General features: G+C 37.5%; 14 protein-coding genes. 7 read left to right on the top strand and 7 right to left on the bottom strand.

The window, feature by feature from the left end:
• Nucleotides 1–15 precede the first annotated feature (15 nt).
• The 4 genes from ACP3VS_RS16910 to ACP3VS_RS16895 all read right to left on the bottom strand — a co-directional run bounded on the left by ACP3VS_RS16910 (nt 16) and on the right by ACP3VS_RS16895 (nt 4,510).
• On the bottom strand, nt 16–1,089 hold the full coding sequence (locus ACP3VS_RS16910) for a toxic anion resistance protein (protein ID WP_012294411.1): 1,074 nt from the start codon (nt 1,087–1,089) through the stop codon (nt 16–18).
• Nucleotides 1,086–1,736, bottom strand: a complete 651-nt coding sequence (locus tag ACP3VS_RS16905) for a 5-bromo-4-chloroindolyl phosphate hydrolysis family protein (RefSeq protein WP_012294412.1) — start codon at nt 1,734–1,736, stop codon at nt 1,086–1,088. The genes ACP3VS_RS16910 and ACP3VS_RS16905 overlap by 4 nt, the downstream gene beginning before the upstream one ends.
• A gap of 722 nt (nt 1,737–2,458) precedes the next feature.
• Nucleotides 2,459–2,740, bottom strand: coding sequence for an acylphosphatase (locus tag ACP3VS_RS16900; protein ID WP_031418192.1), 282 nt, complete (start codon nt 2,738–2,740; stop codon nt 2,459–2,461).
• 42 nt (nt 2,741–2,782) lie between these two features.
• On the bottom strand, nt 2,783–4,510 hold the full coding sequence (locus ACP3VS_RS16895) for a methyl-accepting chemotaxis protein (protein ID WP_012294415.1): 1,728 nt from the start codon (nt 4,508–4,510) through the stop codon (nt 2,783–2,785).
• A gap of 87 nt (nt 4,511–4,597) precedes the next feature.
• Between ACP3VS_RS16895 and ACP3VS_RS16890 the strand changes: the two genes are divergently transcribed.
• The 3 genes from ACP3VS_RS16890 (at nt 4,598) to ACP3VS_RS16880 (ending at nt 6,151) form a co-directional block, all read left to right on the top strand.
• Entirely contained in the window at nt 4,598–4,918 is a 321-nt protein-coding gene (locus ACP3VS_RS16890) for a DUF1033 family protein (RefSeq protein ID WP_227256844.1), read from the top strand.
• Nucleotides 4,919–5,140: 222 nt separating this feature from the next.
• Nucleotides 5,141–5,341, top strand: a complete 201-nt coding sequence (locus ACP3VS_RS16885) for a cold-shock protein (protein WP_004230088.1) — start codon at nt 5,141–5,143, stop codon at nt 5,339–5,341.
• Between the two features lie 324 nt (nt 5,342–5,665).
• Complete coding sequence (locus ACP3VS_RS16880) at nt 5,666–6,151, top strand: YkvA family protein (RefSeq protein ID WP_036161631.1); 486 nt, start codon at nt 5,666–5,668, stop codon at nt 6,149–6,151.
• A 52-nt stretch (nt 6,152–6,203) separates the two neighbouring features.
• Here ACP3VS_RS16880 and ACP3VS_RS16875 read toward each other — a convergent pair whose 3' ends face one another.
• Both ACP3VS_RS16875 and ACP3VS_RS16870 read right to left on the bottom strand, forming a co-directional pair.
• Complete coding sequence (locus ACP3VS_RS16875; RefSeq protein ID WP_031418196.1) at nt 6,204–7,028, bottom strand: S1C family serine protease; 825 nt, start codon at nt 7,026–7,028, stop codon at nt 6,204–6,206.
• 61 nt (nt 7,029–7,089) lie between these two features.
• Nucleotides 7,090–7,698, bottom strand: coding sequence for a hypothetical protein (locus tag ACP3VS_RS16870; protein WP_036161635.1), 609 nt, complete (start codon nt 7,696–7,698; stop codon nt 7,090–7,092).
• Between the two features lie 169 nt (nt 7,699–7,867).
• On the opposite strand from ACP3VS_RS16870, the gene ACP3VS_RS16865 reads away from it, so the two are divergent.
• From ACP3VS_RS16865 to ACP3VS_RS16850, 4 genes are all read left to right on the top strand, one after another.
• Nucleotides 7,868–8,338, top strand: coding sequence for a DinB family protein (locus ACP3VS_RS16865; protein ID WP_031418198.1), 471 nt, complete (start codon nt 7,868–7,870; stop codon nt 8,336–8,338).
• Between the two features lie 79 nt (nt 8,339–8,417).
• Nucleotides 8,418–8,975 (top strand): TetR/AcrR family transcriptional regulator, encoded by a 558-nt coding sequence (locus tag ACP3VS_RS16860; RefSeq protein ID WP_207890008.1) that lies wholly within the window; start codon nt 8,418–8,420, stop codon nt 8,973–8,975.
• A gap of 19 nt (nt 8,976–8,994) precedes the next feature.
• On the top strand, nt 8,995–10,230 hold the full coding sequence (gene fabF, locus ACP3VS_RS16855; RefSeq protein ID WP_426389316.1) for a beta-ketoacyl-ACP synthase II: 1,236 nt from the start codon (nt 8,995–8,997) through the stop codon (nt 10,228–10,230).
• Between the two features lie 159 nt (nt 10,231–10,389).
• Nucleotides 10,390–11,133, top strand: coding sequence for an amidohydrolase family protein (locus ACP3VS_RS16850; protein WP_099805151.1), 744 nt, complete (start codon nt 10,390–10,392; stop codon nt 11,131–11,133).
• Nucleotides 11,134–11,182: 49 nt separating this feature from the next.
• Here the strand turns inward: ACP3VS_RS16850 and ACP3VS_RS16845 are convergent, their stop codons facing one another.
• Nucleotides 11,183–12,787, bottom strand: coding sequence for an ABC-F family ATP-binding cassette domain-containing protein (locus tag ACP3VS_RS16845; protein WP_031418205.1), 1,605 nt, complete (start codon nt 12,785–12,787; stop codon nt 11,183–11,185).
• Nucleotides 12,788–13,558 lie beyond the last annotated feature (771 nt).

The following is a 13,558-nucleotide window of genomic DNA, read 5'->3' as shown; positions in this document are numbered from 1 at the left end:
GAGCCACCCTTTTTTTCATGAATCCCTCTGATAGCCTCTTATATCCGTCGTATTTTGCAACTGTTGCTTTTCCTGTTCCGTCGCCGTATGTAAGGCGAACACATCTTTTATAGCTGTTTGTAGCTCATATTGCGTTTCCTTAAATTTCGATACTTGCTGTTCGAATGAAGGTCTTGCAAAACGATCCTGTGTCTGTGATAATCGTTCCTCAAGCTGTGCATAATGATGATCCATATGCATGGATAGCATCATTGCTAGTTGATTTTTCCATAAAGGAATTAATGTGACAATGGAAAACTCAATTTTTTCAGCTAATGTTTGATTCGCTTGTTGTATCATACGAATTTGTGGTGCCGTTTGTAGGGCTACTTGTTGAGAAACCTGTAAATCATAAATACGTTGGTCCAGCCTCTCAATTTGTGCAGCGAAATCATTTAGTTGTTGAATGGCAAGAGGCTGTTTATTTGCTTGGACACTTGTTATTTTTGTAGGAAGCTCCACCTCAATGGCCTGCTGCTTTTTCATTTGACCAGCTGCAATCGCAGTAGCTAGTTCCTCGAAAAATCCTCGATTATGTGTATAAAGTGCTTCTAAGTTCTCTACATCCCGAATTAGTTGGAGCTGAGCACGTTCCAATTGCACCCCGATACGTTCCACCTGAATACTAATACGCTCAAATTCTGTTAGCGTTTGTTTCACAGTAGGCTCTGTTTTACCACCAAATATTTTTTTGAAAAAGGTTTGTTTTTTTGGCTCTAAAGCTGTCGGGTCTACGCGATCTAAGGTTTGCATTAAGGAGTCTAGCATTTGACCTATTTTGGTCACGTCCTTTTGCTTCACCTGCGCTAACATTCGATCCGCAAACTGGGACAGGGAACGCTGTGAATCCTGTCCTAAAGACAGCAATGATTCAAAATCAGTTAAATCAATTTGGCTGGCATATAGTAAAGCCCGACTTTGCGCAAGAGGCGATAGCGTTTCGTACGTCGCCATCGCCTCATTTTGTGGAGTTGTTTCTAAATAAGATTGTACTAATGGAGAAAGACCAGGAATGGTATTTAATTGAAAAGCATGTTCATCTGCCGTCATTTGTCATCGCCTCGCCAGTCCAATTGTTCTCTACGTCTAAGATTAGAACGATTTGCGAATTCAATCTCCATTTGTAGGTGGTCAATATCATTCGCAAGCGCATCCTTTAAATCAATTTGAATCGTATCATTTAAGTCCGTTAATGTTTCACGCGTTTTTGATAACGTCAATTGAATTTCTTTATCCTTCACAGGCTGTCTAGAAAGCATTGTATACTTATCCGTTAATTCCACTGCTGAAGGTAAATGCGCATAGAAAAAGGGTTCAACATTGTAAAACTTACGTGGGTCTGTCTTGACAATTTTGACGATGTTTTTTGAAATACGGGTCATCTCCAGTAGTTGTTTAAAAGCAGATACGGAACGTACACGTAAATAGTTTTGACTTAATGTTTGAATTTGCTTATTAGCGGTTGATAATTGTGTTTCAATGTGTTTGAATTCTTCTTTTGTGATACCTGCTATTTGCATGACTTTCTTTTTTTGTCTATGTTTCAGCAACGCTGTACTCGTCGCATATGAACCAGCAAACAGTAAACCACCAAGGAAGAATCCAGGATTTGCTGCAATTGCTGCGATAGAAACAGTTGTTAGCGAAATAACGAAGCTAGCAGTATGTCTAGAAAAAAACTGTCCAATACTAAGCATTGTTTCTTCCTCCTTGCATTTCAATATGTCTATCTTCTTATACGAAATAATCGACATAAAGTTTCAATGAAAAATGAAACCTTACATAAATTTTACTGCGAATCGCAAATTTTCTCAATGATATTACCTAGAATAACTAGGATTAAGTTGTTCAGTATGTATGTCCACTTATTTTTAAGAGATTTGTGAACATCATATCGTATGGATTCGAATTTCTAATGATTAGGTTTATGTGCTGTCTAGCTTGAAATAAACGTGTTGACTTATTTTTCGATCGTGCGGTTCTATTTCCTAGTGTAAGAATTAAGCATGGATGCTACTTTTTTATTCCCTAATACAAAACATCAACAACTGCTTTTAAACGAACCACCAATCTAAGTGCTTATTTTAAAATAGTTTAATAAACCAAAATAGGATAATTATTGTATAATAAAGTCGGTATATACGATAATAGGATTGTGAAAAAAGAAAGCGGTGGAAAAATGAACAATAGAAAAGGAATAATTATTGCTAGCATCATACTCTTATACTGTGTAATTGACGTTATCTATACATTTGTATTATCTGGAAAAATCAATTGGTCTATATTATTTTTAGCCGTATGTATGATTGGTTTAATAGAGGTCGCCATATTCAATAATAAATACCTAAAAAAGAATATAAATCATTAATAATTATAGGGTGCATTTACCTTTAATACCTTGTAAAAAAGAAGAGCCAGACTAAACAATGTCTGACTCCATTCGTACATATCCTTTTAAATCATCATATAACTCTAAAGAAAATGAATTGGAATCGGCTTGGGGACTAACACCCTTTTGGACAAAAAGAAGGAATTCATTCAGCGCTTTTTCAGGTCCTTCTACTTCAACCTCAATTTGCTCGGCAGCATTCAATCTACAATACCCTTTTAGCCCTAATTCAATGGCTTTTTGTTTAATAAAGAATCGGTAGCCTGTCCCATAGACGTCACCAAAAAATTTAATACTTGCTCGTTTGTTCAAGGAAATACCTCCTACCATTAGAGAGGGGATGAGCCTCTCTCTTTATTGCATAACTCGTTCCTTTTCTAAATAGGCAATTAAGTTATTAATATAATATAGAACTTGAGTTGACGCTTCATCTACTTCTTTAAGATGGCTATCAGCTTGTGCGATATTGCCAGCTTTAAAGGCTGTTGCCGCACGCTTCGCTGATTCGTGGACAAGTAAATGATAATTGTCTAAATCATGATAATCCTGTAAATGACCGAAACGCTCCACCGTACGAGAAGCTGTATACCATTTGCCAAGTCGACATTCTCTATGCGAAGAAACATCACTTGGTTCAACATGTTCTAGGCCAAGGAACATATTATAAATGCGCCATTTCCATAAAATATGATCAGCTTTAGATAGCTGTAAAAGGGCTATGGATGAAAGCTGTACATTATTATTGGCAATAATATCATTACGGAAACGATTGATTTCTTTCCCTAAAAGGTGGATATCACTGGATGTATTATGACTATAATCTCGAATATCTTCCTGCAAGCTAGAAATTTCAATCATTCTAGAGGAGACTTCATCGATGGCTGCCGCCTGTTGCTGCGAAATCGCTGCGGTATTGGTCACATCTAAGTTAATACCTTCAATCGCATGGACAATCGCATTCAATAATGGTAACGATTCTTTCGCCTCAACAGTTGCTTCTTTAATGATTGCTGTTGTTTCAGTAATCGAGTCGGAGACTTCATTGGAATAGCTCTTTAAATGGTGAACATTCGTTGAAACCTCGCTCAAAGCCGAGACTGTGCTTTCCGCAAGTTTTCGTACTTCTTGTGCGACAACCGCAAAGCCCTTGCCATGTTCACCCGCACGTGCAGCTTCAATGGAGGCATTTAGAGCCAGTAAATTGGTCTGGTCCGCAATTTGGTTGATTAATGTCACGACTTGTTCAATATCATTCACCCGTTTTTGTAATTCTGAAAAAGATTCTACAATCGAAGTAAACGTTTCTTCTGTTTTAAAGATTTCTGATAATGCATGTTCAATGGCATTTTTACCTTGTGTCGCATGGTCAACAGATTCAGTTGTTTTCTCAGATATATGAGAGGACATGCGGGCAACTTCATTGATTGAAGCGGCAATTTCCTCAGTAGCAGCTGTAGAGGACTGGATCTCCTCATTTTGCTTATCTAAACTAAATACTAAATCTTTCATATACATGATTTTGGCATTGACGTCCATCAAGGATGATATTTCACCCACAACATTCTCAATGATGCGCTCCGTCAATACCTCCACTAATAGTTCCTGATCGACATTGACAGCGGACTGGAAGGATTTCATAAACTGAAAGGCTTTATTGGGCTTCATTCCAAAGTTATGTAAAATATAAGTAGTAATATAAAAGGCAAACTGATTGAAAACGACAATTAATTTACCAGGCTCATATTGATGCTTACGGAATAAATTGAAAAACTTGACGGTTTCATCCACATATTCGTCATCCCGCGTTGCTAGGAAAAATTGTGTTAAGTATTGATTAATGTTTTCTTCACTAATGGTTAATTGAGAGGTAGGGGATATCTCACTTAAATAGTGGTGAAAAATGGCATTCATAGAAGGAGTAATATCTTTTAGCTTTTCGTAGAGCGTCTTTAAATGCTCTTCATCTTGCGTATTGAAATGGTTAAATGCCAATGTTTGATGGAATCGGCCTGTTGCACGTAAATCTGTACCACGTTTTAGTAGTTCTTCTAGCTCAGCTTTAGGTCGAATGCTTGAAAACATATAAAAACCTCCAAAAATTATGTATAATAAGGTAATAATAGCATAATTCAGGTGGTTTTAATAGACATTTCGGGTGTGTTTGCTAAAATGAAAATATCTTATGACAGCAAGGAATGGGCAAATATGTATACAATTATTTACATGAAAGCAGACTATGAGCCTTGGTGGAAATTTGAGGGCTGGGAAGCTTTTATTCAAACACACGATACATTTGAAGCAAAGGAGCAGTTTGAGCTGGCTTTACAGCATAAATTAGCACACTTTCGTTCAACATATGATAATGAAGCAGTAAAAGAAGGGCAATATTGGGCTTTTTGGTCAGAGGATGAAAGTTTCTACTGTGAGGCATGTGATGATGACGCACAAGTATATCATGGAATTATTGCATGTAAAATGGAAGATATGTAAAAATTTTTTGAAATAAAGTAAAAAAACAATTTTCTTTATTTGACAAAATTATGAATGATGGTTATACTTAGGTTAACAATTTAATTGCTTCACCGGAAACATGAATTCACATATTACAAAAAGTGATCGCATTAGTACGGTACTCTTTGTAATATGTGAATTTTTTTCAATCGCTGAAGAAATTACATATTGTTCACTTTTATTTTTTGGAGGTTTTCTTAAATGAAACAAGGTACAGTAAAATGGTTTAACTCAGAAAAAGGTTTTGGATTCATCGAAGTTGAAGGTGAAAACGACGTATTCGTACACTTCTCAGCTATCCAAGGCGAAGGTTTCAAAACTCTTGACGAAGGTCAAAAAGTGGAATTCGAAGTTGTAGATGGCAACCGCGGACCACAAGCTGCTAACGTAACTAAACTTTAATTCTCAGAAATTAAAATTACTTTCGTTAAACCCAGACATCCTATGCAAATAGGATGTCTTTTTTTTATATCATTGCAATGTTCAATGATTATAAATCTTAAAATGGGATAAATATAAAGTAGTACTGGCAATGTGCTATGAAATGGATAGCGCGACAAAAGATGCAGATAGAAGTGTCAAAGTACTGGATCACGCGCAAAGCGGTGGATAGAATGAGCAGAGTGACGGATAGAACCACAAACGTGAAGGATTGTGCCATGAAAGTAACTGATTAGCGTCATAAAAAGGCAAACAAGGGTACTTACTATTGGAGGTAGATTTATTATGGAAAATTTAGCAAAATTACCGAATGAACAGGAGCAGCAAGATTTTTATCAGAAGTTACGTACAAAATTAGTAGAATTTCTTGGGTCGAAAAAGGGGAAAAGCAGTAAATTTACACCGTATTTAATGTTTGTGCCTGATTTATTTCATCTATTAGTGAAAACATTAACCGATGCAGGGGTGGATAAAAAAAGTCGGGCATTGATTGGTGCGTCAATTGCGTATTTTGTGTTTCCAATGGATTTGATGCCTGAGGGAATATTAGGATTTGGTGGCTATTTAGATGATATTGTGTTGGCAACATTTGTGGTGAATACGATTATTAATAAATTAGGGCCAGAAGTGCTGGAAAAGCATTGGTCAGGGGATGATCATCTTTTGCATGCCCTCCAGAAGGTCGCTGAGATTAGTGATGAGGTTGTAAGTAAAATACCTGTGAAATCAGCCATTGCTCAGTTTGTGAAACAGGAAAATAAAGATAAATAATATTATTATGTAAACTTAATAGCTGATAAAAATGAACCTGTATCTTACAGGTTCATTTTTTGTTCGCCTGTTCTAATATGTGGTGGAGTTGCTGGACAGGGACAAACAGACCAACTCGTCCTATAGGTTCATATTTCATTGTTGCGAAGATAACACCGATGACCTCACCCTGTTGATTAATGACGGGGCTACCACTATTACCCCGATAAACGGGCGCTTTCAGCATCATTACGGGTTCTTGCCACTCGTCTAATTGAATGGATTCCAGCAATGTTCCCTCATTAGCTATTCCTGTAAAGGCAAGGGGGTTACCGATAAAATGGATATGCTCATTGGAAGGGAAGGTTGGATCATCTGCTAACGGAAGATAAGGGAGCTGTTCTGCTTGTACTTGCAATAAGGCTAAATCCACATCCGGATAGCTTTCGATTAGCTCTGCTTCCATTACTCCTTCATCAGGAAACACAACGGATAAAGTTCGTGCTTGTCCTACTACATGGGCATTGGTGACAATGAGACCATCAGGTGAGATGGCAAAACCAGTGCCTTTACTGGAAGCTGTCGAAATTTCCACAACAGCTTTTTTGTAGGTTTGTATATCTTCTTGTGCGGATAGCTTTGTTGATACTTTCATAAATTCGATAGCTGGAATGGAATAGATTTGAAAAATAAGTGCGAATGTATTGAAAAACAGGACGAAAGCCATACTCCATACAATCCAGCGTACGAATGGCTTGGGTTTTTTTGTTTTTTTGCCTTGAAGACGGTCTTCTTGCTCTTGTGCTAATGCTTTTTGCTGTTCAGTTAACACAAGCTCAATAAATTCTTCTTCCGTTAATTCTTCCTGCTCGTTAGCTGGCTTATGTAGGTCACTCATAGGATGATGCCTCCTTTTGCTACATAACAGGCGCCCAAGCAGAACGCCTGCTATCATCATACTATTCTATTTTTTGTAAGGTTGAGGTTACGACAAATGGCTGCTCTTGATCAGACTCCATTCTATCTTCCTTTTTGATGAGTCCAACCCCTTGTGCAAAATAATTGGTCGTTGTGAATTGATCTTCCGTGCGTGTAACTTGGATGACATTCGAATAGACTTTTGTTCCTGTATCGACTTTAGCGGTTATGGATTGAATGGTCCAGCCTTGAAAGCTTGTCCCTACTTGTATAGGTTGTTGCAGTACTGTTTCTAGCACAGGGTAAGCAGCTACTTCTGTTGAACTAGGTAAACGAGGGTTGCTGTCAACGGGTTCACGATAGATAAGCTCAATCTTTGAATCTGTAATGCGATAAATTTTTAATAGGGTGACACCACCATTATCTTCAACCTGAGCGATATGTTGTGGATCTAGATAGGTAGTTTGTAGGGTAAAGCTTGCAAATTCATTTCCTTCACCTTGAAAATAAGCGATAGAGCCATCAGGTGGGAAAAAGGTGAGTAGGGACATTTGATCTTGGACAATTGGGTGCACAGGTTCATTTTTTATTTCTTCATTGCACCCTGTCAATAAAAGGGCAACAGTAAGTATGAGAATAGGATGTTTCATGGGCACACTCCTTCGCTACTTTTTATAATTATACGTGAATGCAGGGAATTATACGAATCATAGCTAATGTTTATTATAATATTATTATGTAAACTGAAAGCTAGAAACTTGTAACTATGGAACAATTTAACTAACATAGAATTGAAGTTAAAAAATGGGGGGCATGGTTATGTATAGACAAGCGGATGATTTTTTACAGGAATGGACAATGGCTGCAGAAGGAACATTGAAAGTATTACAGGCAGTAACTGATGACAAGTTAGATCAAAGTATCGTGGAGGGTCATAGTACACTCGGCTGGCTTGGTTGGCATTTAGTTGGAGCGGCTGGATACTTTAGTTATCTAGCAGGCTTAAAGGTACCAATGATTCGTCAAGAAGACCCTGTACCAACATCAGCAGTAGAAATTGTACAAGCGTATGTGAAAGTTGTGAATGGTATAAAAGAGGAAGCGGCAAAGCTTTCAAATGAAGATTTACTTGAAGTCGTGAATGGCTTTAAAGGACCAATACCAAAAGGCGCATTATTACGTGCATTAATCGATCATCAAACACATCATCGCGGACAAATGACAGTGCTACTTCGTCAAGCTGGTTTACCAGTACCGGGTGTTATGGGACCAACAAAGGAAATGCAATAGACTTCCATTGCAGCAGATAAACAACGTATCTGCTGTATTTTCAGTTGACACTTACCTACTAGTAAGTTAGTATAGAGCCATGACAAATAGAAAATCACAAATTATCGAATTAACATTGAAGAATATTCAAGAAAAAGGTTTCACATCATTTAGTTATGATTATTTAGCGAAAGAGCTCGGTGTCACTAAAGCAAGTATTCATTATCATTTTGAAAAGAAGGAAGACTTAGGGCTGGCTGTTTGCGAAAGAATTCAAAAAGGATTAAGGGAGGTTTATACATTCATTAAGGAATCTACAGTTGCAGTTGAGGATAAACCTTTCGCTTTTATATTACAACGGATAAAATTCCTAGAACAAGATGGTGTTTGTCCCATTTCAGCATTGCATGCGGACTATCAAGAATTATCACCTGCGATGCAAGAAAAAGTTCAACAACTTAGCCAAATGGAAGTAGATGTCTTGGTGGACTTACTTCAGGATGCTAAGCACCATGGCTCATTAAAGTCGACAATGGATTTAGAGGCATTAGCCATATTGCTCATTTCTAGTACGAAGGGTGCCTTGCAATACAAACGCGTTTTAGGGGAAGATTTCTTTCACAAAGTGCTAGATCAATTAAAGGAACTGTTAAAGTAAACGAGGAGGAGAAACATAGATGGTACGTAGAGTAGTTATTACAGGATATGGTGTCATCTCACCACTTGGTCAAACAGTATCAGACTTGTGGGGGAATATTAAAGAAGGACAATCAGGTATTAAAAGGTTAGAAGCAGAAGAATTCCACGGCATTAATACACAAATTGCTGGTTCTATCACTGACTTTGATGCCACTAAGTATATGGATAAAAAGGAAGTAAGTAAATATGATCTTTTTGTACAATATGCACTGGCTGCATCTCAGCAGGCTTTGGAGCAAGCAAACTTAAATATGGAGCAAGTTGAGAAGGAACGTCTAGGTGTTTATATTGGCTCAGGTATTGGAGGAATTGAGACAATTTTAGCGAATCATCAAGCCATGCTTGATAATGGACCAAGGAAGGTTTCACCGTTTATGGTGCCGATGATGATTAGCAATATGGCCGCAGGGATTATCGCGATTAAAACAGGCTTTAAAGGGCCAAGCTTTTCACCAGTTTCTGCTTGTGCAACAGGTAACCAAGCGATTGGTGAAGCATTTTTAAATATACGTCACGGCTATGCAGATGGAATTTTAGCTGGTGGGGCTGAGGCACCGATAAATCCGCTGAGCTTTGCTGGATTTTCCCGCATGAAGGCGATGTCTACTAGAAATGATGCACCAGAACAAGCTAGTCGACCATTTGATAGTCAACGTGATGGCTTCGTAATGTCAGAGGGAGCAGGGATTGTGTTCCTAGAGGAATATGAACATGCTAAGCAAAGGGGCGCAACAATTCTTGGAGAGATTGTAGGCTATGGGGTGACGACAGATGCTTTCCATATAACAGCCCCTGACTATACTGGGGCGGCTCGTGCGATGAAACTGGCATTAAAAATGGCCGATATTGACGTGACTTCTGTCGATTATATCAATGCACATGGTACGAGTACACCAGAGGGAGATAAATCGGAAACAAAGGCTATTAAAAGTGTATTTGGTGAGCATGCCTATCAATTAAAAGTGAGCTCTACTAAGTCGATGACAGGTCATCTTTTTGGGGCGGCTGGTGGAATCGAGGCCATCATTACCTTAAAAAGTATTATGGAAGACATCATTCCACCAACGATCAATTACGAAAAGCCTGATCCAGAGTGTGATTTGAATTATGTTCCAAACGAGGCGCTTCATCAAACCGTCAACATAGCTTTGTCTAACGGTTTTGGCTTTGGTGGTCATAATGCTGTATTGGCTTTTAGAAAGTTTGAGGAATAATAGCACTCAATGGTATGAAATGAACGTTTCATACCATTTTTTTATTATAGGAAAGGAGTTACATCTACATAATAAGTTTTACTTATGGAATTACACAAATAATCAATATTTTCGCTTATGTTCTTTCTATGATATGTTTAAAAGAAGGGGGGATGGATAGTGAGAATTTTTGATGCGCATTTCCATATTATTAATTTTGATTTTCCAATTATAGAAAATCAAGGCTATACACCGCCAAGCTATGTGGTAGAGGATTATCAAAAGGAAACAGCTCTTTTTAATGTAGAGGGGGGCGCCATTGTCTCTGGTTCCTTTCAAGAATTCGATCAGAATTATTTATTAAAGGCTTTGACACAATTAGGTCCTGCTTTTTGTGGCGTGACACAATTACCGTATACAGTGACTGATGATGAAATCCTTCATTTACATAAAAATGGGGTTAGAGCCTTACGCTTTAATAGTCAACGAGGCGGTTCAGAGGATTTATCAAGACTTGATAGCCTGGCAAGAAGAGTGTTTGAGCTGGCAGGCTGGCATAGTGAACTTTATATAGATGCCAAATATTTACCTGAGATTGCTTCAATGCTTGAAGCATTACCAGCTATTTCAATTGACCATTTGGGCTTATCGGAGGAAGGGCTACCACATTTGCTAAAGCTTGTAGAAAAGGGTATACGTGTGAAAGCGACTGGTTTCGGACGGGTAGAATTGAATGTGAAAAATGCTTTGCAAGCCATCTATAGCATCAATCCAGATGCGTTAATGTTTGGAACAGATTTGCCATCGACAAGAGCTAAACGACCTTTTGAATGGGCGGATGTTGAAATGATTCAAGAGCTTTTTGATGAACAGGCTGCGGATAAAATTCTCTATCAAAATGCTAGGAAATGGTATAACAAGTAAATGCAAAAAATCCTCTACCCAAACGTACGGTAGAGGATTTTTATTGGGATTAGCTTAAACCTTGGCTATCTTTCCACTCTAAGAATTCATCATATGTTAATTGCTTATCTAAAATTGAACCGTCTTCACGGATTTCAATTACACGGTTAGCAATTGTTTGAATGAACTGATGGTCATGAGATGTGAAAATCATTGCCCCTTTGAAACGAATTAAGCCTTCGTTCAATGCTTGAATGGATTCAAGGTCAAGGTGGTTTGTTGGTTCATCTAGTAAAATCACGTTTGCTGTTGCAAGCATCATTTTTGATAGCATACAACGTACTTTTTCTCCTCCTGATAAAACAGAAGGTGATTTTTTCACTTCTTCACCAGAGAACAGCATGCGTCCTAAGAAACCACGTAGGAAGCTTTCTGTTTCATCATCAGGAGAATATTGACGTAACCATTCCACTAATGATTTTTCTGTGCCTTCGAAGTACTTGTCATGATCGTTTTCGAAGTAGCTTTGAGAGGTAGTTACACCCCATTTAAATGTACCAGCATCTGCTTCTTTATCTTCCATTAAGATATCAAGAAGCGCCGTTTTAGCAAGTGGGCTACCCAGTAAAACGATTTTATCTTCTTTGTTCATGGAGAAACGAATATCTTTGAATAGTGATTCGCCCTCATGGCTGGCAGTTAGACCTTCAACTGTTAATACATCATTCCCGATTTCACGACCAATTTGGAAATTGATGAATGGATATTTACGGCTTGATGGTTTAATGTCATCTAACTCGATTTTATCCAGCATTTTTTTACGAGATGTCGCTTGCTTCGATTTAGAAGCATTGGCAGAGAATCGTGCGATAAAGGCTTGTAATTCTTTAATTTTTTCTTCTTTTTTAGAATTTTGGTCTTGAGCCATTTTTTGAGCTAATTGAGAAGATTCATACCAGAAATCATAGTTACCTACATATAATTGGATTTTAGAGAAGTCCAAATCGGCAATATGTGTACATACTTTGTTTAAGAAGTGACGGTCATGGGATACAACAATGACTGTGTTTTCAAAGTTAATTAAGAATTCTTCTAGCCATTGAATAGCTTTTAAGTCAAGGTGGTTGGTAGGCTCATCGAGTAATAGTACATCAGGCTGACCAAATAGGGCCTGTGCCAGTAATACTTTTACTTTATCAGAACCTTCAAGATCACCCATTAGCATGTAGTGAAGGTCATCAGAGATACCTAAACCGTTTAATAATGTTGCTGCTTCTGAATCAGCTTCCCAACCGTTTAGCTCTGCAAATTCACCTTCTAGCTCAGCGGCACGCATACCATCCTCATCGGAGAAATCTTCCTTTGCATAGATAGCATCTTTTTCTGTTTTTACGTCATAGAGGCGTTTATTCCCCATAATAACAGTGTCAAGCACTGTATGATCATCGTATTCAAAATGGTTTTGTTTGAGGACAGATAAACGTTCGTCCTTGCCCATTGATACGTTACCCTCTTGTGCTTCAATTTCACCAGAAAGAATTTTTAAGAATGTTGATTTACCAGCACCGTTTGCGCCAATTAAACCATAGCAGTTACCTGGTGTGAATTTTATATTTACGTCTTCAAATAGTTTACGATCGCCATAGCGAAGACCTACATTACTAACTTGAATCATGCAAGTTCCTCCTTTTTTCACAATGGCTCTAGTATATCATGAAATATGTTCCATAGTCTATAAACATTATGACAGCAAGGTTTATTGGCAATTGCTTGAACGGGATATGTGTAGGAATAATGGAGTGTGGAAATACGAATCGAAATAAGTAAGGTTTTTAAACGTTTTTAGGGAAAAGAACAGGTAAGTAAATGAAATTGATTTATCCCTAATTTATTACCTTTTAATACTTAATTGAAAGGAAGATATTAAATGTCTAGAAAAGTAAAAGCATTGAGAATGGATGATGTTGTTTTTCAGCCTAGCTTACAACCCAAGCAATCTGGAGATAATACCAATATGATGGTTATGATACACCAGATTATAAAATAGCTTATTCCTTATCTTTTAGACTTGCTGAAATGAAAGAATTCAGAGTAATTACTGAGATTTCAATAGATAAGGAAACGAGATATAAAGTCTGTGTAATATCTGCTTAGAATTGATTACATTTATTTAAACCTAGCTTCTTGAATACATCTTGAAACCCTGAATCGTAGACACTTAAAAAGTGTAGACTATTCGGGGTTTTTGTTTTATGGCGAAACCCCTATAAATATCTATTGGAATATTAAGTGGCATGTGATTGGATTCATCTGTTCAATATTAAATTTAAAGCTTATTAATAAATGTTCATTTTAAGTAGACCCTAGTTAAACAAAACGATAATGTAGTAATATCAATGTATTGAGTTGTTTGTTAAAAGTTGTTGAATTAAAGGAATCAATACAT

Source organism: Lysinibacillus sp. VIII_CA, from assembly GCF_049943995.1.
Taxonomy (GTDB): domain Bacteria; phylum Bacillota; class Bacilli; order Bacillales_A; family Planococcaceae; genus Lysinibacillus; species Lysinibacillus pinottii.
Note: the sequence above shows the minus strand (reverse complement) of the source record. Positions and strands in the feature narration are given on the sequence as shown.

Coding starts and splice junctions, on each gene's coding strand:
- fabF (WP_426389316.1), top strand. CDS start 8,995: ATGGTACGTAGAGTAGTTATTACAGGATATGGTGTCATCTCACCACTT.
- ACP3VS_RS16885 (WP_004230088.1), top strand. CDS start 5,141: ATGAAACAAGGTACAGTAAAATGGTTTAACTCAGAAAAAGGTTTTGGA.
- ACP3VS_RS16865 (WP_031418198.1), top strand. CDS start 7,868: ATGTATAGACAAGCGGATGATTTTTTACAGGAATGGACAATGGCTGCA.
- ACP3VS_RS16905 (WP_012294412.1), bottom strand. CDS start 1,736: ATGCTTAGTATTGGACAGTTTTTTTCTAGACATACTGCTAGCTTCGTT.
- ACP3VS_RS16870 (WP_036161635.1), bottom strand. CDS start 7,698: ATGAAACATCCTATTCTCATACTTACTGTTGCCCTTTTATTGACAGGG.
- ACP3VS_RS16895 (WP_012294415.1), bottom strand. CDS start 4,510: ATGTTTTCAAGCATTCGACCTAAAGCTGAGCTAGAAGAACTACTAAAA.
- ACP3VS_RS16890 (WP_227256844.1), top strand. CDS start 4,598: ATGAAAATATCTTATGACAGCAAGGAATGGGCAAATATGTATACAATT.
- ACP3VS_RS16910 (WP_012294411.1), bottom strand. CDS start 1,089: ATGACGGCAGATGAACATGCTTTTCAATTAAATACCATTCCTGGTCTT.
- ACP3VS_RS16860 (WP_207890008.1), top strand. CDS start 8,418: ATGACAAATAGAAAATCACAAATTATCGAATTAACATTGAAGAATATT.
- ACP3VS_RS16875 (WP_031418196.1), bottom strand. CDS start 7,028: ATGAGTGACCTACATAAGCCAGCTAACGAGCAGGAAGAATTAACGGAA.
- ACP3VS_RS16845 (WP_031418205.1), bottom strand. CDS start 12,787: ATGATTCAAGTTAGTAATGTAGGTCTTCGCTATGGCGATCGTAAACTA.
- ACP3VS_RS16880 (WP_036161631.1), top strand. CDS start 5,666: ATGGAAAATTTAGCAAAATTACCGAATGAACAGGAGCAGCAAGATTTT.